This is a genomic window from Gemmata palustris (genome assembly GCF_017939745.1).
Lineage (GTDB): Bacteria > Planctomycetota > Planctomycetia > Gemmatales > Gemmataceae > Gemmata > Gemmata palustris.
This window is the reverse complement of record NZ_JAGKQQ010000001.1, coordinates 5560659-5579622: the sequence shown is the minus strand read 5'-3', so window position 1 is coordinate 5579622 and position 18964 is coordinate 5560659. Positions and strand designations below refer to the sequence as shown.

13 protein-coding genes and 1 pseudogene are annotated in these 18964 nt (G+C 64.3%); 4 read left to right on the top strand and 10 right to left on the bottom strand.

Going from position 1 to position 18964, the window contains the following annotated elements:
- Positions 1-55: 55 nt before the first annotated feature.
- Positions 56-1276 (bottom strand): PQQ-binding-like beta-propeller repeat protein, encoded by a 1221-nt coding sequence (locus J8F10_RS22950; protein WP_210657810.1) that lies wholly within the window; start codon positions 1274-1276, stop codon positions 56-58.
- Positions 1277-1303: 27 nt separating this feature from the next.
- Positions 1304-1798: a hypothetical protein gene (locus tag J8F10_RS22945; protein WP_210657808.1), complete on the bottom strand. Its 495-nt coding sequence runs from the start codon at positions 1796-1798 to the stop codon at positions 1304-1306.
- Positions 1799-2064: 266 nt separating this feature from the next.
- Here J8F10_RS22945 and J8F10_RS22940 point away from each other — a divergent pair, with 266 nt between their 5' ends.
- Both J8F10_RS22940 and J8F10_RS22935 read left to right on the top strand, forming a co-directional pair.
- Positions 2065-3054, top strand: coding sequence for a DUF1559 family PulG-like putative transporter (locus J8F10_RS22940; RefSeq protein WP_210662085.1), 990 nt, complete (start codon positions 2065-2067; stop codon positions 3052-3054).
- 83 nt (positions 3055-3137) lie between these two features.
- Positions 3138-3569, top strand: coding sequence for a hypothetical protein (locus J8F10_RS22935; RefSeq protein ID WP_210657806.1), 432 nt, complete (start codon positions 3138-3140; stop codon positions 3567-3569).
- Positions 3570-3629: 60 nt separating this feature from the next.
- On the opposite strand, the gene J8F10_RS22930 is transcribed toward J8F10_RS22935, so the two are convergent.
- Positions 3630-4064 carry a YkgJ family cysteine cluster protein gene (locus tag J8F10_RS22930; protein ID WP_210657803.1) on the bottom strand — a complete coding sequence of 145 codons (435 nt, stop codon included), beginning with the start codon at positions 4062-4064 and terminating at the stop codon, positions 3630-3632.
- Between the two features lie 159 nt (positions 4065-4223).
- Between J8F10_RS22930 and J8F10_RS40930 the strand changes: the two are divergent.
- Together J8F10_RS40930 and J8F10_RS22920 are read left to right on the top strand one after the other, a co-directional pair.
- Positions 4224-4391 (top strand): annotated as a pseudogene (locus tag J8F10_RS40930) (3-oxoacyl-ACP synthase); the annotation flags it as partial.
- A 399-nt stretch (positions 4392-4790) separates the two neighbouring features.
- A complete protein-coding gene (locus tag J8F10_RS22920) occupies positions 4791-7121 on the top strand; it encodes a spermidine synthase (RefSeq protein ID WP_210657801.1) in 2331 nt (776 codons plus the stop codon).
- A gap of 150 nt (positions 7122-7271) precedes the next feature.
- Here J8F10_RS22920 and J8F10_RS22915 read toward each other — a convergent pair whose 3' ends face one another.
- The 7 genes from J8F10_RS22915 to J8F10_RS22885 form a co-directional block, all read right to left on the bottom strand.
- Positions 7272-9482, bottom strand: a complete 2211-nt coding sequence (locus J8F10_RS22915; protein ID WP_210657800.1) for a protein-disulfide reductase DsbD family protein — start codon at positions 9480-9482, stop codon at positions 7272-7274.
- Positions 9483-9653: 171 nt separating this feature from the next.
- On the bottom strand, positions 9654-10238 hold the full coding sequence (locus J8F10_RS22910) for a hypothetical protein (protein ID WP_210657798.1): 585 nt from the start codon (positions 10236-10238) through the stop codon (positions 9654-9656).
- A gap of 200 nt (positions 10239-10438) precedes the next feature.
- Complete coding sequence (locus J8F10_RS22905; protein ID WP_246523522.1) at positions 10439-12274, bottom strand: thioredoxin-like domain-containing protein; 1836 nt, start codon at positions 12272-12274, stop codon at positions 10439-10441.
- A 90-nt stretch (positions 12275-12364) separates the two neighbouring features.
- Positions 12365-13906 (bottom strand): M48 family metallopeptidase, encoded by a 1542-nt coding sequence (locus tag J8F10_RS22900; RefSeq protein WP_210657795.1) that lies wholly within the window; start codon positions 13904-13906, stop codon positions 12365-12367.
- A 32-nt stretch (positions 13907-13938) separates the two neighbouring features.
- Positions 13939-14586, bottom strand: coding sequence for a hypothetical protein (locus J8F10_RS22895; RefSeq protein WP_210657793.1), 648 nt, complete (start codon positions 14584-14586; stop codon positions 13939-13941).
- Between the two features lie 20 nt (positions 14587-14606).
- Complete coding sequence (locus tag J8F10_RS22890) at positions 14607-15206, bottom strand: hypothetical protein (protein ID WP_210657791.1); 600 nt, start codon at positions 15204-15206, stop codon at positions 14607-14609.
- 68 nt (positions 15207-15274) lie between these two features.
- Entirely contained in the window at positions 15275-18736 is a 3462-nt protein-coding gene (locus J8F10_RS22885) for an efflux RND transporter permease subunit (RefSeq protein ID WP_210657789.1), read from the bottom strand.
- Between the last annotated feature and the right edge of the window lie 228 nt (positions 18737-18964).

Sequence of the window (18964 nt, the reverse complement as noted above, 5' to 3'; positions counted from 1 at the left end):
GGGGTATGGCACTTGGAGTGCGCGCCGAAGCAACACGCAGGCCCGCACTCCGAGGTCACTTCTTCTCGCTCAGGTCGAAGCAGAACAGTTCCTTCTCGTCGCGAAGGTAGAGCTTACCATCGACGAGGGCCGGGTGCGCCCACGTGGTGCCGCACACCTTCGAGCGCGCGAGCTCCTTGAACTCCTTCGGGTTCGCCTCGAACAGCGACAGGAACCCGTTGTCGTCGAGCATGAGGAGCGTTTCCTTCCCCGCGGGGCCGCAGCGCAGGATCGCCGCGTGGTACTTGCCGACGTTCTTCTTCTCCCACGCGACCTTGCCCGTCTTGAGATCGACGCACCGCAGGGTGATGCTCGCGTTCGTCAGCGAGGCCATGCCGTTCACCATGTAAAGGTAATCGCCGACCACAACGGGGGTCGAGAAGTAGCAGGTGAGCGCCTTGTTCTCCCACGCTTTCGCGGCCTTGTTGTCGGTCACCTTCACCGTGATGCTCCCCGCCGTGACGGAGCTGGCGAAGATCAGCCCGCCGGCGGAGAGCGGGGTGGTGGACGACTCGTTCAGTTTGTCCTTGAACGGGACTTCCCAGAGCGGCTTGCCGTCCAATCCCACGCCGCGGACGTGCGACCCGGTCAGCGCGACGATCTGCTCGTTGATGACGGTCGGGGAGGCGTAGCTCGCCGGGTCGTCGGTGGCCTTCCACGCGGTCTTGCCGGTCTTCGCTTCGAGCGCCACGATCCCGGCGCCTTTTCCGCCGACGAGAGCGACCACTTTGTCCCCGGTCACCAGCGGTGACGCGGAGGTACCGAAGAACAGATTCTTCGCGCCGAACTCCTTGAGCGCGTCCACTTTCCAGTCGACTTCGCCGGTTTTGGCGTCCCAGGACGCGAGAACACCGGTCCCGCCGTAGGTGAAGATCTTACCGCCGCTGACGGAGGGGGTGCCGCGCGGCCCGTTGCCGAACAGCGGCTTGAACTCCGGTCGGTCGTAGCTCTTTTCCCACTTCAGGTCACCGGTCTTCGCGTCGAACGCGGCCAGCGCGTCGGCGTTCTTGTCCTTCGGTTGGTAGAAGGCGTACACGACCCCGCCGGCGACGACGGGCGAGCTGTGCGCCTCGCCGACCGGCTTCACCCACACGGGCTTGAGGGTACCTTCCCACGGCGCGACCGGTTCGGGCGTGCTGTTGTCGCGATTCGGCCCGAGAAACTGCGGCCAGTCGCCCGCGCTCAGTGGGAGCGCGGGCACGAGCGCGAGCGCAAAAGCAGCGAGGAAGCGGGACATGCGAACCTCCTGGCGAGCCGGGCGGCATCAGCCCCCGGAGTGATTGACGACGGGCAGCGGCACCCGTGTCACGGGCGGTGTCATGCTATCGCCTGCCCGATCGTTTGGCCCCGCTTCACGGGGGGCGTTCAGGAAGTGGTGGAGGGGCGCGTAGTGCCAGCCCGTGCCGTGTACGTCAGCGATCCGCTTCAGTTTCGCGAGCGCGTCTTCCGTGATTTCCGACATGCGCGCTTCGTAGCCCGGGTCACAGAAATAGATCCGGCACCCGAGCGGGCGCGAGTCGCGCGCGGTGCAGAGCCCTTCGATTTGGAACGGGCACCCGTCGCGCGAAACGGGTTGCTCGTAGAACGGGGCGCGCTCGAGCAGAATCTCGGCTTCAAACGCGCTGATAAAGAGGGTGTGCCCGTACTCGGTGAACCGGCAGCAGCGCCCGGACGCATCGCACCGCGGGCGGGCCTCCGCAATGGCCGCGTCCGCGTCCGCGTACACCGCGAGCACGTCTTTTCGCACCTCGTCAGTCATCAGCACGGTCCCAGTCGTGGGTCAAAATCTGGAGCGGGAATGTCGACCTTTGTCTCTCGTGAAGGCGCCACAGGTAATGCGCAAGCTCATTTATGAGTGTAAATACACAATGAGAGGTCCAATTCGCGGGCCGCTTCTTAAAACGCCGGCGCCGATTTCACGAAAATCCTTGACGGAAATTTATACTTCGTTCATGATGAATTCCCCGTTTGTTTCATGTTCGCCCCATTTTGGGTGTCTCTCTCATTTTTCGTTCGGAGTCTGTCATGCCTCTCTCCCTCTCTCGTGCTACCCGCTCGCGCGGGTTCACACTCATTGAATTGTTGGTGGTAATTGCGATCATCGCGATCCTCATTGGACTCCTCCTCCCCGCCGTCCAGAAGGTCCGCGAGGCCGCGGCCCGGGCGCAGAGCCAGAACAACATCAAGCAAACGCTCCTCGCGTGCCACAACGGGCACGACACCACGAACTACCTACCGCCGGTCGTGTCGTTCTGGTGGAGCAACCCGACCAACTTCACCTACTCCAGCAGCGACGCGACGTTCTACTTCTCCCTGCTCCCGTACTACGAACAGGGCGCGATCTCCGCGGGCATCTCGAACTGGGGCGGCTCCGGTTTGGGTCAGGTCGGCAACACCGGCAAGGCGGCGATGAGCTTCCCGATCAAGATCCTGACGGCCCCGAACGACCCGAGCGGCGGAGACGGCATTTTCGCCCGCGGGTTTAACGCGGACTGGATGTGGGATCCGGCGAAGAGCGCGGGCGGTGTGGACGTGGCCCTGTGCAGCTACGCCTGTAACTTCCAGGTGTTCGGGCGCCCGGGCCAGAACGCCAACGACCCGTGGGACTGGCAGAACACGGCCGGCAAGAGCACGCTGACGAGCATCTCCGACGGTACCTCGAACACCATTTTCGTCGCCGAGAAGCGAAAGGCGTGCGGTCCGGCCGGAACGCCGAACAACTCGAACACGTTCGGCACCGCGTGGGGGCACCCCGCCGACGACCGGTACTGGCCGACCTTCGCCCGTATCCCGGTTAGCACGGGCGTGCCGGTCGATCAGCGCCAGTTCCCGGTCCCGCAGTTCGCCCCGACGAACGCGAACTGCGACAACTACCGCGCTCACGGCATGTCCTCGGGCGTGATTATGGTCGGGCTCGGCGACGGGAGCGTGCGCGGGGTCTCGTCGAGCGTCACGCAGCTCACCTGGAGCCAGGCCGTCCTGCCGCGCGACGGCAGCGTGCTGACGAACTGGTAAGCCCACTGGCGCGCGGTCCCGGCGCCTTGTAGCCCGGGGCCGCGCGTTTTCCCACCCTCTCCACTCCGCAAGCGGATATACGAATGCGTCGGACTGCCTCATTATTTCTCTGTGTTGCAACGGTCGCACTAATCGCACTCGGGTGCTCGTCGAAGTCGGAAACGAAAGAAACCGTCGTCACCGGTTCGGTCCTTCTCGATGGCGAGAAATTGACGATGGGTGAAGTGTACTTTGAATCCGAGGACGGCAAGGCAAGCGCACGCGGGGAGATCGCCCCGGACGGTACATACCGGATGCCATCTTCTCCACTGGGCAAGGTAAAAGCCGCCGTGCGCACCGCGAACTACGCCCGGTTCGCTCGCCCGGCGTCGAAGGACGGTAAGACGGTTACCGTGGGCGGGCGCGACGGCACCTACACACCGGTGCCGAAGAAGTACGAAGACGTCGCGACGTCCGGCCTCAGTTACACGGTGGCCGCGGACTCGGTGATCGAGATCACGATCTCCAAGAAATAGGGTCGCGTGTGCGGCCGCTCGCAACTGGTTGGAACCTCCAGCCAGTTGCCAGACGATCTCTCACATCTTGATGACCTTCAGCCGCCGGGAAATCTCCTCGACCGGGATCACCTCCCCGCGCCCGGAGCCGGGGCACACTTCGCAGGTGCGTTTCCAGTCCTCGGGCGTTTCCACGTTGCTGTCCCAGAACGGCCACGTGCGGCACTGCCCCGGGCGCACGCGGTACACAGTGCAGCCCTTCTTGTGATCGAAGAACACGCAGTCACCGTTGGCCTTTTCGCGGATCGTCCGGCGGCCCCGCGCCTTGCGGGTGTGCAGGTCGCGCACCTCGTCGAGCGGTTGACCCAGGAACGCGGCGAGGGCCTCGAGTTCTTCGTCGGTGACCCACACGAACCCGGGCGCCCCGGTGCAGCAGTCGCCGCACTGCGTACACTCGAACGCCAGACCGTCGGCGTACCACGGTTCGGTCGTGCGGGCCGACTTCGCGTCACTCACGTTTATCACTCCGAGAACGGTGAACCTGATGATACCGCGCGCGCCGATTGGTACCAACTGGGGCGCGCCTTCCGTCTGGTGATCCGTCCGATATTTGTTGCATTTAAATTAAGAATATCTGTATGTTTCGCCGCTTATTCTGTGGTTTCGCGACGACTCAACGTTTCGGCCGCGTGCTCGGGCTTTCGTTATGCGCTGTCGGTCGGGGCACAGTTCATTCGGACGGGCGCCGTGAAGCACGCGCTCGTGATCGGGGCGCGGCGCTCGCGCATCATCGATTTCACCGGTCCGGAAGCCCGTGGGACGATGGTTCGCAGTGGCCGGGGCACGCGGACAAGCGGCGAGAGCTGCTGGGAAATGAAATCCGGGCCGTTCTACGCCCTGGAGCGACCGAGCAAGAATTACATGCGGTGGCGGAACGCATGCTCAATTTGGCGGCGTGATATTTAAGGATGTCGCGCCAAGAGCAGATTCAAATACAACCGGCGGGCTCACGCCGCGCCATTCGTAAGGCTCCAACGGCTCGGTCGCTACAAAAGTCGCGCCGCACTCATTTTTCTGTCATATTGGTGCCGGACACGCGGCACGGGTGTTGCTGTTTTCGAGTTACGGCAACTCCCCTCTTGCCCCCGCACGGTTGCGTCCGCATCCTGTTAACACCGGTGCCGCCGGTCGGGTCTGCCCGCCACCGCTCCGAGGGTCCACCGCCCTTCGCGGAGGTCGCGATTGCTCGCCGTTCTATACGCGACGACTCTGTTCGTAGGCGCAGCCCTGCTGTTCCTCGTGCAACCACTCGTCGGCAAGCTGCTCTTACCGCTCGTCGGGGGTACGCCCGGGGTGTGGAACACCTGTATGGTGTTCTTCCAAATCGTGCTCCTCGGCGGTTATCTCTACGCGCACCGCAGCACCGGGAAGTTCGGCGTCCGCCGGCAGGCCGTGTTTCACCTGTTGTTGCTCGCGGCGGTCATCGTGTCGTTCAAGGCGGCGATCGCGTACACGGGTTCGCCGGTCGCGGTCGTCCCCTCCATGCTACCGGACGACCAGGACTCGTTGCTCCTGATGGTCGCGCGACTCGGCGTTGTCGTCTGGATTTCCATCGGCGTGCCGTTCTTTGTGCTGTCCACCACGTCCCCACTGCTCCAACGGTGGTTCGCCACGACCGGCCACCCGGCCGCCAAAGACCCCTATTTCCTCTACGCGGCGAGTAACGCCGGCAGCCTACTCGGGCTCCTCGCGTACCCGCTCTTGATCGAACCGCGGCTCACGCTCCAGGACCAGCAGTGGGTGTTCGCGGGCGGCGTGCTCGGGTACGTGGCGCTGGTAGTGGCGTGCGCGCTCACCGTCATCAGGAACGGGGAGCGCCCGGCCCCGAGCGCGGAACCAAAAGGGGACGTGCCGGAGGCTCTGGGGTCGGAACTTGCCCCCCCCACGTCCGTGTTTCCCGTTTCGGCCCGAAGGATCGGGCGCTGGGTCGTTCTCGCCACGCTGCCGTCGAGTTTGTTGCTCGGGGTGACCACGCACATTTCGACCGACCTCGCGCCGGTCCCGCTCTTGTGGGTGGCGCCACTGGCACTGTACCTCATGAGCTTCATTCTGGTGTTCGCCCGGTGGCCGGACGGCGTACACCGCGTCGTCGGTCGGGTGACACCGATGCTGCTCCTGTTCGTCGTGCTCACGCTCTTGCTGAACGCGGCCGAACCACTGGCCCTGGTCGTGCTGCTACACATGGCGGCGTTCTTCGGCGTCTGCCTCGTGTGCCACGGCGAACTGGCCAAGGACCGCCCGCCCGCCGAGTACCTGACCGCGTTCTATTTCTGGCTCTCGTTCGGGGGCGTCCTCGGCGGGCTGTTTAACGCCCTGATCGCGCCGCTCCTGTTTTCGTCACTCGGGATGGTGGAGTACCCGCTGGCCCTCGTGCTGGCCGGGGCCATCCGTCCGCACGACGACGAGCAGGAAGGGAAGCTGCGTGTCCCCGACGTCGTGCTCGTGCTGGTGCTGCTCGGCCTTTCGGTCGGGTTGGTGCTCACGGTGCAGCAGTTCTTGAAGATGCCCGTGGAACAGAGCGCGCCCGACGCCGTCGCCCAGCGCCTGCTCCGCGGGGGGCTGATGTTCGGGATTCCGGGCGTCGCCGCGTTCGCGCTGATCCGCAAACCGGCCCGCTACTCCCTCGCGCTCGCGGCAATTCTGCTCGCGGGCGCCTTCGACACGGGACTGTTCGGCGAGACACTCCATAAAGAGCGGAACTTCTTCGGCGTGATCCGCGTGACGCGGGACGGAAAGTTCATCAAGTTGATTCACGGCACCACACTTCACGGGCAGCAGCGCGCGGACGAACCCGGCCAGCCGCGCCCGATGACGTACTACCACCAAAAGGGACCGGTCGGTAACCTGTTCGACGCGCTGCCCCGGGAGCGGGTGAATAACGTCGCGGTGGTGGGATTGGGGACGGGAGCCGTGGCGTCGTATGCGCAACCCGGTCAGAAGTGGACCTTCTATGAAATCGACCCGGCGGTCGTGCGCATCGCTAACGACAAGCAATACTTCCGGTTCCTGTCGGATTGCCGCGGGTCGTGCGACGTGATCCTCGGCGACGCCCGCCGGCACCTGAACCGTGCCCCGGACGGCGCGTTCGACGTCATTATCCTTGATGGATTCTGTTCCGACGCGATCCCCGTTCACCTGCTCACGCGCGAGGCCATCGCACTTTACATGTCGAAACTCGCGCCCAACGGGATCATCGCCCTACACGTCTCGAACGCGCACCTGAACCTGCCGCCCCTCATCCGCCGATTAGCCGACGACCACAGCCCGTCGCTGGCCACTCGCTACTGTCACGACGTGCCCCTCGACGGCGAGCCCGAAGACGGCAAGACCGAGTCGCAGTGGATGCTGCTGGCGCGCTCGGAAAGCGACCTCGCACCGGTTCTCAACTTCAACAAAACTCACGCCAAGAAGTCGTTCATTCAGTGGGATCCCGTTGATCTAGTAGACGGCCCCATCTGGCGCGACGACTTCGCGAACCTGCTCCGCGTGTGGAAGCGGCGCGGGGAGGAATAACCGAAACGCGATTCGCAAAAGCGTTTAACCGCCGAGGGCACGAGAGGGCGCGGAGAAAAGCAAAGACCTTGAGGTAAGTTACTCAGGTCTTTGCTTTTCTCCGCGCCCTCTCGTGCCCTCGGCGGTGAATACTATCAGCCTATCAGCCTCTTACTTCTTTGCCTTCTCCAACGAGTCCTTCAGGAATGCCGCGAACTGCGCCGGGTCGTTGATCTTCCCCTCTTCGTATGTGCCGATCAGTTTCAACTTTCCGTCGGCCTGCGGCACGAGCACCGCGTAGAGCGGGAGCTTAATGTCCTTGAAGACCTCGGTCTGGAAGTCGCGATTGACCCGCGCCTCGGCCTTACGAGCCGCTAATCCCGGATCGGACGTGTACGACGCGGCCGGGAGCCAATCGGTGTAGAGTTGGACCTTCTCGAAGTTCTGCATCTCCTCGCGCACCGCGGGTTGCGGGAACACCGAGTGCTCGTTGTACTTGCAGTTCGTACACGTCTCGCCGGTGAAGTCCAGGAAGATGGGGCGCCCGCTCTTGCGCGCCGTATCGATGGTCTCCTTCAGGTCCGTGCTCCAGCCCTCGTCCTTGCTCGTTTCCGGGAGGAGGAACGATTCGACCCAGGCGTACACGGTGCCGGCCGGGCGCTGCGGCTTCCCGTCCTGGCCCTTGAACGTCGCCGGGAGCAGATACAGCGCGAGCCCGAGGAACAGTAGCGCGAAGATCAAGCGGGGGACGCCAATGTTCGGGTTCTCCTCGTCGTGCGGCAGGCGGTAGACGTTCAGCAGGTACAGCCCGCACGCGACGCTGATCGCGATCCATCCGCCCAGAACCACATCGTAGGTGAAGTATTGCGGCGTCGGGAGTACACCGAGTTCGGCGGTGCGGAGGAACTTGAGCGCTGCCGCCAGTTCCAGAAAACCCATCACCACCTTCACGCTATCGAGCCACCCGCCGGATTTGGGCAGTGCCTTCATCAGCCCGGGTACGAGCGCGAGCACAAAGAACGGGGCCGCGAACGCGGTGGCGAACGCCAGCCCGCCCGCGATTTCCTTTACAGTAGGTACCGCGATCAGGCTCCCGCCGGTGTCGTTACCGGCCGAAATGCCCGCGAACCCACCGAGGAACGGGGCCACGCACGTGAAACTGATGACCGTAAACGCCAGCGCGCCGAAGATCGTACCGATCACGCCGCCCTTCGACTGCTTCGCTTGCAACCGCTTCTGGAGCACGTTCGGCAGCGAGATCTCGTACATCCCGAACAGGCTCAGGGCCAGTACGAGGAACAGCAGCGCGAGCAGCACGTTGGTAACGGGTTGCGTGCTGAGCCACGCCATGAATTTCAGGAGCGCGAACGCGGACACCCCGAGCACCGAGATAATGGTGAGGCAGTACACGCCCGCCAGTTTGAGGCGCTCGCGGAACGAGCCGTGCGCTTGCTTGAGGAAGATGCTGACCGTGATCGGGATCATGGGGAAGACGCAGGGCGTGACGAGCGAGATCAGCCCCCAAGCCGCGGCCGTGAGAACGAACGCCCACAATCCCTGAGACTGCCCACCGTCGCTCCCACCACTCGTGTCCCCGGTTCGCTCGATGTTGCCCGCGTACCCGTTCATCTCTTCGGTGTAAGCGGCAACCGGTTTGGCCGCCTTTCGGTTGCTCTTTTTTGCGGCCTCCGCACCGGGCGCAGTGGAGCGGGCGGTGGCCGTATCCAGTCCGGCTACAAGAATCGCACCGGCACCCACGCGGATGACATCGGTCGGCGACTGAATCTTGAGGAGCGCTGAAGCGAGGTCTTGCGGGTTCACGTGGTCCGACGCGCCTTCTTCCACCCGGAACTCGGCGGGCGGGAGCTTTTTGCCGTCCGCAGGAATGCAGTTTTTATCGTCGCACACCTGGAGGTCCAGGCCGTCTAACACAACCGATTTGGCACCGGGCTTCGCTTTCGGCGAAACCACGGCCTTGAACTCCCAGGTGATCGGCTGATCGGTGTACTCGTCCATCGCGAGCGAATCCGGGCGCGGTTTCTGCTTCCACTTGACCGGTGGGTCCGCCACACCTCCGATGAAGATCAGTTCGCCGGGCGAAGAGAGCTCGAGCGTGTTACGGGCCAGTTGCTTCGGGTCCGTTGGGAACGCCGGGTACGTCCAGGCGTGCGACTTCGGCGAAACGGTCACCTTTACTGCGACCGTTTCGCCCCATTTCACTTTCGCGGGCACGACTTGGACCGTCACGTCCGCGCGTTTTGCGAACTCCTTCGGTAACTTGCTTTCTGCCCGCGCGAACGGCTCGTCCCCGAACTGGGCGCCGGCGGGCGCGGTGACAGCGCACAGAACGAATATCGCGAGCGGGAGGGCGGAGCGTGGCATGTGAGAGCACCGCGACGGGGGAACAAGAACAAAGCCCACGGGAGCCGTGGGCTTTTCTATGGATCAAGGGGCGACATGCCGGTCTGCCCCGCTGAGGGGACATACAGCACGGTTTGAGATGCCCTTACAGACGCGGACCGCGGGCGCCTTATTCGCGCGCCGCACGTCCGGCTACTTCGCGCCGAGCGCCTTTTCGACTTCTTCCGCGAACGCCTTTTCTACCGGTACCGCAGGGCCTTCGAGCACCTTGAACGCGGCCTCCACCGGCACCGCCTTCGAGGGGAAGCAGTTGTTCTTATCGCACACGTTCAGGCCGAACGACGCGAGTTTTACAGTCGTGGCGCCGGCCGTGGCCTTCGGCGACACGACCGCCTTGCGGGTGTACACCACCGTGCCCGGACAGTACCGCAGTTCCTTAATGTCGAGATCCGGTTCTTCCTTCGTGGCGAAGTCCTTCGGGTCTTCCGGCTTGCCCACGAAGATGAGCTTGTCCGGAGCGGGGAACTTGATCGTGTTCACCATCCCGTCCGCCTTCTTTTCGGGCTGGAACAGCGGGTAGGTGTGGTACCCCTCGTTGAGTTCGACGGTCAGCGAGAACGTGACCGTTTGGCCCCGCTTCGCCTCCGCGGGCGTGAAGCGCCCCTCGACCTTCTTCACGGCCTTCTCGTACCACTTCTGGGCGCTCGCCGAACCGGGTACGAGCGCGAACAGCGTAGCCAAAGCCATCGCAAACACGACCACACGCGCGCGGGTCATCGGTGAATCTCCTGAGCCTTTCTGACTTACCCGTCTCACAAGCCTGCTGTGTTGAAGGTTTGAGTCTTTGGTTTCGTGGCACAGGTCTCTGGCCTGTGAAGTCTTACACACAGGCCAGAGACCTGTGCCACGAAACCAAAGGCGAAACTCATCGTTTCAACGCAGTATCGCAAAGGGATGAGGCTGAAAAACCGCGCCGACTACTTTTTCGGTTCCTGCGGCTTCACTTCTTTTGGCACAAGGGGTGGTTCGACGCCCTTCAGTTGGAGCGTACTGACGGCCTTTGTTGCCACGTCCACGACACGAATGCGGTGCGCGTTCGTGTCCGCCACGAAGAGCTTGCCGTTCGCGTAGCTGATGCCGCTTGGTTCGTTGAACGTCGTCGGCCCGAACCAGCCGAGCGGGTTCCCGCCGACGAGCGTCTTTAGTTCACCAGTCTTCAGATCGAAGATCTTGACTTTGCTGTTGTAGGTGTCGGCGACGAACAACTTGCCGTCCGCGTAGGTCACGCCGAGAGCGTGCTGGAGGCGGGCCTCGGTCTTCTGCATCAGTGGGTCGTCGGCAACTTGCCCCGGCCCGTCCACGTCACCGAACGTGAACAGCCCGCGCCCGACGAGCGTTTCGACTTTACCCTCGGGATCGAGCGGCACCTTGCGCAGAGCACTGATTTCGCTGTCCGCAACGAACAGGTTCTTGCCGTCGCTCACCAAACCGCTCGGCTGCGCGAACATGGCCTTCCGCAGCGCGCCGTCGCCGATCGTTTCGCGCCCGTTGCCGGCGTAGGGGGTGAGGGTCTTCTCTTTCAGGTCGAGCAGCCAGATTTGGTGGTGCCCGGCCATCGCGATGTAGAGCTTGTCACCTTCCAGAGCCAAGTCCCACGGGCTGTTCAGGCCGATCTGCTTCGCGGGTACGGATCGCGCGAGTCGGCGGTTGTCAATTTCGTGATCTTGTTCACCGCTACCCGCGATCGTGGTGACCGTTTTCGCCTTCAGATCGACTTCGCGAATGAGGTGGTTCTTGCGGTCCGCCACGAACACCGTGTCGCCTCGTACCACCATGCCCTGCGGGTCATCGAACTGCGCCTTGTCGAACGCGCCGTCGGTCTTGCCCGGCGCCCCGGTGCCGATCACCGCGATCTTGTTGCCCTGCAGGTCGGTCACGACGAGCCGGTGGTGCGTGCTGTCCGCGATGAACAACCGCTTGCCCTTCTCGTCTGCCACAACCTTGCCGGGGAAGAACAGCGGGGTGTCGCCGCTCTCACGGAACTTCGCGAGGTCGAACCGGAGCGGCTTCTCGTCGAGCGTTTTCTTCTTCTTGTGCTCGTCGATCAGCTTTGAAACGACGACATCGAGCAACTCGTAGTTGCCCTCGCCCGACGTGTACCCGACGAGGTTGCCCTCGGGGTCGATGACCACGAGCGTCGGCCACGCTTCCACTTCGTACTTGTTCCAGATCGTGTGGTCCGCGTCGTTGATGACGGGGTGCTCGATCTGGTAGCGCAGGACCGCCTTGCGGATGCTCGCGGTCGCTTTTTCGTTCTCGAACTTCGGCGAGTGGACGCCGATGACCACCAGTTCGTTCGGGTACTTCTTCTCGAGCTTCGCGAGGTCCGGCATGATGTGAATGCAGTTGATGCAGCACAGCGTCCAGAAGTCGAGAATAACGATCTTGCCCTTCAGATCCTTCTTGAGCGTGAGCGCCCCGCCGCTGTTCAGCCACGCGGTGCCGCCCTCGAGTTCCGGGGCCGCGACCTTCTTCTTTTCTTCCTTCTTGTCGTCTTTCTTCTCTTTATCGTCCCGGCGGAAGGCGATCGCTTCCGAGGTTTTGAGGGAGGGAACGTCCAGTTGCTTCTTGCTCTGCGGCTCTGCGGGCGGGTCCGACTCCGCGCGCCCGGCCACCGCCTCGAACGTGAGGTACACCGTGCCGCACCCGAGCGCCAGCGCGACGGCCCACTGCCACGCGAACTTGGTTTTGGGTGCGGACGGTACGGGGGCGGGAACGGGCGCAGCGTCGGCCGGCGGCGGGGTGTCGCTCATCGTGCTCACTCCTGGGTCGGTCGTGGTCGCCACTATCGTAACCAATGCCATCCGCGCCGCATAGAGCGGAGCACAGAACCGGCCCCATCGTTACAACGCATCGAACAGGTCTTTCCACCCGACGGCCTCACCGAGCGCGACGAGTGCGGCGACCAGGGACGCCATCAGCACGCACTTGAACGCGAACACCCGGCGCTGGAACCGGGGCTCGTCGACGAGCCCGTTGGCGACGTCCAACAAGTACGAACTCCGACGGGAAATCGGGCCGTGTTGCCAGGCCCGCACCCACCCCCACGCGGACCGCAGCACCCGGCGCAACGAGCGCCAGTCCCCGGTTTCGTGCTCCATGCCGTTCAGCTCGCGCACGCGATCGAGTGCGCGGGCGAACGTTCGGATACCGGTCGGGCACAAGCAGTTACCGCCCGGCGGGTAAACGGTCTTCTCGTCGTGCTCGGTACACACCGGGTTCGCGCACGAAACTGTCTTGCACCCGTACAGATCGGCCTGTCGCTCGCAGCGCCGCGACAGCGCACCGAACACCACGAACAAGTAACCCGCGATCAGAGCGATGGGGGGCAGCAGAACCCACGTTTTGAACCCCTCGAGCCAGACCCGCAGGCGCACCATCTGCTCGGACGTGGCCGTGCCGAGGCACCGGTCGAGGTACAGTGCCAGCGCCGCCAGTACGGACAGGCTCAGAGCAAGGAAGATCGCGTACAGCCAGATGTGGCCGTGCTTCGCGTGGCCGATCTCGTGGCCGAGCACGCCGTCCAGTTCGTCCGGTGGAAGGTCTTCCAATATTCGGTCAGTAAAAACGACGTACCGCACCCGGGGTAACAGCCCGGTGATGAAGGCGTTCACCGCGGCCCCGTGTGTGTGCCACAGCAGGTAGTCCGCGCAGCGGAAATCGAGCCGCTTCGCCAGCGCCTCGAACCGGTCCCGCGTCGGTCCCGCGGGCATGGGCCGCAGCCCCAAAAGCGGCTTCATCACGAGCGGCATGAACAAGATAACGCACGGCACGACCGCCAGCGACGCGATCTTGTAGAGCGCGGTCCGCGACGTCTCCGGCGCGTACCGACCGAGCGTCTGCTGCGTCACGATCAGCACGATGGGCAACAGCACCATCAGCGCGAACTGGCGCAGGTTGTGGAGCAGGTACGCGGACCGGGGCCAGTACGGGCGGTCCCCGAGGTGCAGCACGCGGTGCAGCGCGCGCTCGGCGTCGTAGTAGATGAACCAGCACCCCAGGAGGACGACGAAGTAGGGGAGCGGAACCATAAGTTCAGCAAAGGGCGCGGTTTGCGCGGATTTGTTCCAGAAGATGAGGGTCTCGCGCCAGACGAGCCACCCCCACCCGAACGCGAGAACGGACGCGACGACCGTTCCGATGTTGATAAAGAACAGCGCCCGACGCCACCAGTTGTACACCCGCGCGACCTCGTACCGGCGGGCCGGGTCGATGCGGAGGGTACGAATGACCCAGGTGCGGAGGGCAAACGGGAGCGCCAGAACCAGTGCCACGGCCCCGCCCGTGAGTGCGAACGCGGCCTCGCGCTCGGGGGCGAAGGGCGGGAGCGGCCACTCAACCGGGAGGCACGCGGCGATGAGCACGAACACCAAGAGTATCGGCATACTCACAGTGTACGGTGCGTTGCGGGCAAGTGTTATTTCACTTCGGCTCCCGATACAACGAGCAGCCGACTTCGGTCCCCGGAACCGAGTGTCACGGTGCGCGTGTTCTCGTAAGTTTTGCCGCTAACGGACCAACGAGACTTGACCTCGAAGGCAAATTGCTCGCCCGGTTTGAGCACCGGGGACGTGAGCACGCGCTCCTCGCTCGCGCCACCGGCCACGGCCTTCCCGTTCAGCCAGACCTCGGCCGCGGCCGGGAACTGGAGCGAAAGCGTCGCCGGGAACTCGTTCGCCAACACGATCCGCGGTTCGGGCGGTCTCGGCGGAAGTGCGGGGACGAACTCAACGATAACTGAAGGCGCGTAGTCATACGACGGGCCGTAACCGTATCCGTACCCCCCGTAAGCGCCGTACTCGTACAACCCGGAACCGAAGAGATAGTTGCGATCGTAACTGGAGAAGTAGCGCCCCGGGCCGGCCCAGCCGTGCCCCCCGTGCGCGCCCCCTCCGCCGGCGGGCGTGAATCGGGGCGTGGCTTGAGGGATGAACTGCGTTCCCGGTCCGATGGGGCTACCCGGGTGAACGCCCGGCGAAAGTGGAAGGGGAGCGCTATGGCGTTGCGCGCTCGCGAACTCGGCACAACTGGTCAGCGCCAGAAGTGCCGCAAGGGTGCGGATCATGGTGTCTCTCCGGTGGGCACTTATTCCCGTACTTCGGTCCCGGATACGACGAGCAGCCGACTGTGGTCTCCCGGACCGAGTGTCACGGTTCGGGCACTCTCATAGATTTTACCGCGACTCGTCCAGCGGGCTTTCACCTCGAAGGTGTACTGCGTACCCGGCCTCAACACGGGGGACGTCAGGGCGCGCGACTCTTGCGCCTCGCCCTTCACCTTTTCCCCATTGAGCCAGACCTCGGCCGCGGCCGGGAACTGGAGCGAAAGCGTTGCCGGGAACTCGTTCGCTAGCACGATCCGTGGTTCGGGTTTCTGCGGGCGCTGCGCGGGGGCGTCTTGGACGGGCGCGATGGTTGTGGTCCCGTTGGGGAGATACCCGCCGAACGTGTACCCCAAGCCGGTCCACGGACTGTAGGACGACTGGTAGGCCCAACCGTTGGCCCACCCCCACGGAGCGATTGCGGGGAAGTAGATGATGCCCGGCTGACCCGGGCGCGACGTCGCAGCGCCGATGCCCGCCGGCATCACCGGTCGGACACCTGGTGAAAGGGGTAGGTTTTGCTGAGCATCGGCAAAGCCGGCGAACCCGGCCGTTGCCACGAGTGCGAACAGGATGCGCGCCATTGGTGTTCCTCCGCGGTGAGGGGCCGCGCTGAGATTCTACCGCAAGGCGCGTGCCGGAAGAATGCCCTTCATTCATGAGTTGAGGGAGGCGGGGCCTCGGGCACCAGCTCGCTGGCGCCGGCCCACGATTCCTTCAATCGCTGAATCACCACGAAGAACACCGGCGTCAAGAACAGCCCGAACGCGGTCACCCCCAGCATCCCGGCAAACACCGCCGTGCCGAGTGCATGGCGCATCTCGGCCCCGGCCCCCTTCGCCAGCACCAGTGGCACCACGCCGATAATGAACGCGACCGACGTCATGATGATCGGCCGCAAGCGCAGCTTGCACGCATCGAGCGCCGCTTCCCATCGCGTTGCGCCCGCGTCGGCCCGCTGTTTCGCGAATTCGATGATGAGGATGGCGTTCTTGCACGCGAGCCCCACGAGCACCACGAACCCGACTTGCGTGAAGATGTTCACGTCCTGGCCCGCGTACAGAACGCCGATCGCGGCACTCAGGATGCACATCGGGACCACCAGAATCACGGCCAGTGGTAGCGCCCAGCTCTCGTACTGCGCGGCCAGAACCAAGAACACCAGCACCACACTCAACACGAACGCCCGCAGCGCGGTGTCCTTCGTTTCCAGTTGCAACAGCGCGAGTTCGGTCCACTCGGCCTTCATAGTGGCGGGGAGCTTCTCGTTCGCGGTGCGCTCCATTGCGGCGAGCGCCTGACCCGAACTGGTTCCCGGCGCCGGGTTCGAGGTGATCGCGGCGGCGGGGTAGAGGTTGTACCGCTGCACCATCACCGGGCCGCTCGCGTCGCGCACCGAGAGGAACGTGGACAGCGGGACCATGATTTCCTTCGGCGGCGGAGCGGGCTTCCCGGACGCCTTCGCCTGCTGCGCGGCCATCTGGTTTTCGAGTTCGACCCCCGCGCTCTTGACCCGCAGGCGCTTGAGGTCCGAAGAGCGCCGGCGGAACTTCTCGTCGGCTTGGACGTTCACCTGCCACGTGCGCCCGAACAGATTGAAGTCGTTGACATACAGCGAGCCAAAGTACACCTGCAGCGCGCTCACGATGTCGCCGACCGCCACGCCCTTCGTTTGGGCCGCGTCGCGATCGATGTGGAGCCGCAGCCAGGGCGTATCGGCGCGGAAGCCCGTGAACGTGTCGCGCAGTTCCTTCTCGTCCGCACTCTCAACGATGCTCCGTGCCGCCTCCTCGATCGCCTCCGACCCGGTATCGCCTCGGTCCTCAATAATCAGTTTGAAGCCGCCGGTGTTACCGAGCCCGTCCACGGGCGGCGCGCCGAACACGGTGAGCCTCGCGCCGGGAACCTCGTCCGAGAGCTCGCGCTGGAGTTTGGCCGCGATCGCGTCGCTGGAAAGGGCCGGGTCGTGCCGGTTCGGGAAGTCATCGAGCATGACGTAGAGCGTCGCGAAGTTCGGTGCGGTCGTGCCGATCATCACCGAGTTCCCGGACACGCTCACGGTGTGTTTCACGCCGGGCGTGCGCTGGGCGACCGCTTCCAGCTTCCGCATCTCCTGTTCCGTGCGCTCGACCGACGCGGCGTCCGGGAGCACCACGTTCACGAGCAGGTAGCCCTTGTCCTGCGCCGGGATGAAGCCCGTTGGGGTGGTGTTGAGGGTGTCGTATGTGAGGTACAGCAGGCCGCCGTAACCGAGAAGAATGAGCAGCGACCCGCGCAGCGTGACCGCGACGACCCGCGTGTAGCCCACGGTGACCGCGTCGAAGCCGCGGTTGAAGCCGGTGAACAGGTACCCCAGTGTGCGGTTCAGCACGGTACGCAGCACCCACCCGGCCGCCCCGCCCACCAGCGCCGCCCCCACCGCCACTGCCACGGACATCGGCAGGGAGAAGGAAATCGACCCGAGCGGCACGTCCAGTTGACCCACGGCCCAGGGCTGCGGGTTGGCGTTCAGGTAGTAGTACACGAACCCCGCCCCGATGAGCGGGAACGCGATCGAGGGCAGCGGGTCGCGCGCCCGCGCGTCGGTGTTGGACTTGAGCAGCAGGGCACACAGCGCCGGACTGAGCGTGAGCGAGTTGAACGCCGAGATCAGCGTGCTGACCGCGATCGTCACCGCGAACTGGCGGTAGAACTCCCCCACGATCCCCGAGATGAACACGCACGGCACGAACACCGCCGACAGCACCAGCCCCACCGCGATGACGGGACCGGACACCTCGTCGAGTGCCTTCATGGTCGCGGCGCGCGGCTCGAGCCCGTGTTCGATGTGGTGCTGAACGGCCTCGACGACGACGATGGCGTCGTCCACCACGATGCCCACCGCGAGCACCAGCCCGAACAGCGTCAGGTTGTTGATCGAGTACCCGAGAACGGCCATCGCCGCGAACGTGCCGACGATGGCGACCGGCACCGCGGCCAGTGGGATGATCGCGGCGCGCCAGCTCTGGAGGAACACGAGCATTACGATCGCCACGAGCACCACCGCGTCGCGGAGCGTGTGGAACACTTCCGTGATCGACTCGTCGATGAACGGCGTGGTGTCGTAGGCGATCTGGTACGTGACGTTCGCGGGGAACCGGCTCTTGAGTTCGGCCATCTTCTCGCGCACGCGCTTCGCCGTGTCGATCGCGTTGGTGCCGGGGAGCTGGTACACCGCGAGCGCCACAGACGGCTTGCCGTCGAACGTGCAGGACTGGTCGTAACTGAGCGCGCCCAGTTCGATCCGGCCCACGTCCTTGAGGCGCACCGGTCGGCTGTCCGGGTCGGCCTTCAAGATGATCTCGCCGAACTGTTTGTCGTCGGTGAGCCGGCCCAACGTGTTGATCGTGTACTGGAACGCCTGCCCGCGCGGGGCCGGGGGCTGGCCCACCTGCCCGGCCGCGACCTGTGCGTTCTGCTGTTCGATCGCGTGGAGCACCTCGGCGGAAGACAGCCCCTTCACCGCCATCTTCTCGGGGTCGAGCCAGATCCGCATCGAGTAGTCGCGCTGGCCCAGGTACGTGATGTCGCCCACGCCCTGGAGCCGGGCCAGTTCGTCGCGGAGCTGGATGGTCGCGTAGTTGCTCAGTTCGAGGAGCAGTTGCTGGCGCGCCCTCTCGTCGTCCGGCGTGTCCGCGGTGTTGTACAGGTTGATAATCATCAACTGGCTGGGCGACTTCTTCTTAACGGTCACCCCGCGCCGCTTCACCAGGTCGGGCAGTACCGGCTCGGCCAGGTTCACGCGGTTCTGCACGAGCACCTGAGCGATGTTCAGATCGATGCCCGGCTTGAACGTGACCGTCAGCGTGTACGAGCCGTCGTTTCCACACGTGGACGACATGTACATCATGTCCTCGACGCCGTTCACCTGCTGCTCGATCGGTGCAGCCACGGTGTCCGCGACGGTGCGGGCGTTCGCCCCCGGGTAAATGCCGTACACCTCGACCGTCGGCGGGGTGATGTCCGGGTACTGCGCGACCGGGCGCGAGTACAGGCCGACCATGCCCGCGAGCACGGTCATGATCGCCAGCACCGCGGCGAAAATCGGTCGGTCGATGAAGAAGCGTGTGAACATGCCGCGCTTGGTGGTGAGTGTTTGGTGCCCAGTGCTCTTTGAACAAGCACCGAGCGCTTCGCTCGTCACTGCATTTATCTTTGCCCTCTCCCCTTGCGGGAGAGGGTCGCCGCGCTTCGCGGCGGGGTGAGGGGTGGCGCCCTGAGTGCGGAAGCCACCCCTGGTATGTCCGAAGGACCAACAGTGACATGTGTTGAATTGCGGCGCGTCCCGCTTGTGAACAAAACG

Bases quoted from the DNA above. Each gene is read 5' to 3' on its own strand.
- J8F10_RS22900 (WP_210657795.1), bottom strand. From the start codon at position 13,906: ATGCCGATACTCTTGGTGTTCGTGCTCATCGCCGCGTGCCTCCCGGTT.
- J8F10_RS22915 (WP_210657800.1), bottom strand. From the start codon at position 9,482: ATGCCACGCTCCGCCCTCCCGCTCGCGATATTCGTTCTGTGCGCTGTC.
- J8F10_RS22935 (WP_210657806.1), top strand. From the start codon at position 3,138: ATGCGTCGGACTGCCTCATTATTTCTCTGTGTTGCAACGGTCGCACTA.
- J8F10_RS22885 (WP_210657789.1), bottom strand. From the start codon at position 18,736: ATGTTCACACGCTTCTTCATCGACCGACCGATTTTCGCCGCGGTGCTG.
- J8F10_RS22895 (WP_210657793.1), bottom strand. From the start codon at position 14,586: ATGATCCGCACCCTTGCGGCACTTCTGGCGCTGACCAGTTGTGCCGAG.
- J8F10_RS22950 (WP_210657810.1), bottom strand. From the start codon at position 1,276: ATGTCCCGCTTCCTCGCTGCTTTTGCGCTCGCGCTCGTGCCCGCGCTC.
- J8F10_RS22940 (WP_210662085.1), top strand. From the start codon at position 2,065: ATGCCTCTCTCCCTCTCTCGTGCTACCCGCTCGCGCGGGTTCACACTC.
- J8F10_RS22945 (WP_210657808.1), bottom strand. From the start codon at position 1,798: ATGACTGACGAGGTGCGAAAAGACGTGCTCGCGGTGTACGCGGACGCG.
- J8F10_RS22910 (WP_210657798.1), bottom strand. From the start codon at position 10,238: ATGACCCGCGCGCGTGTGGTCGTGTTTGCGATGGCTTTGGCTACGCTG.
- J8F10_RS22905 (WP_246523522.1), bottom strand. From the start codon at position 12,274: ATGAGCGACACCCCGCCGCCGGCCGACGCTGCGCCCGTTCCCGCCCCC.
- J8F10_RS22890 (WP_210657791.1), bottom strand. From the start codon at position 15,206: ATGGCGCGCATCCTGTTCGCACTCGTGGCAACGGCCGGGTTCGCCGGC.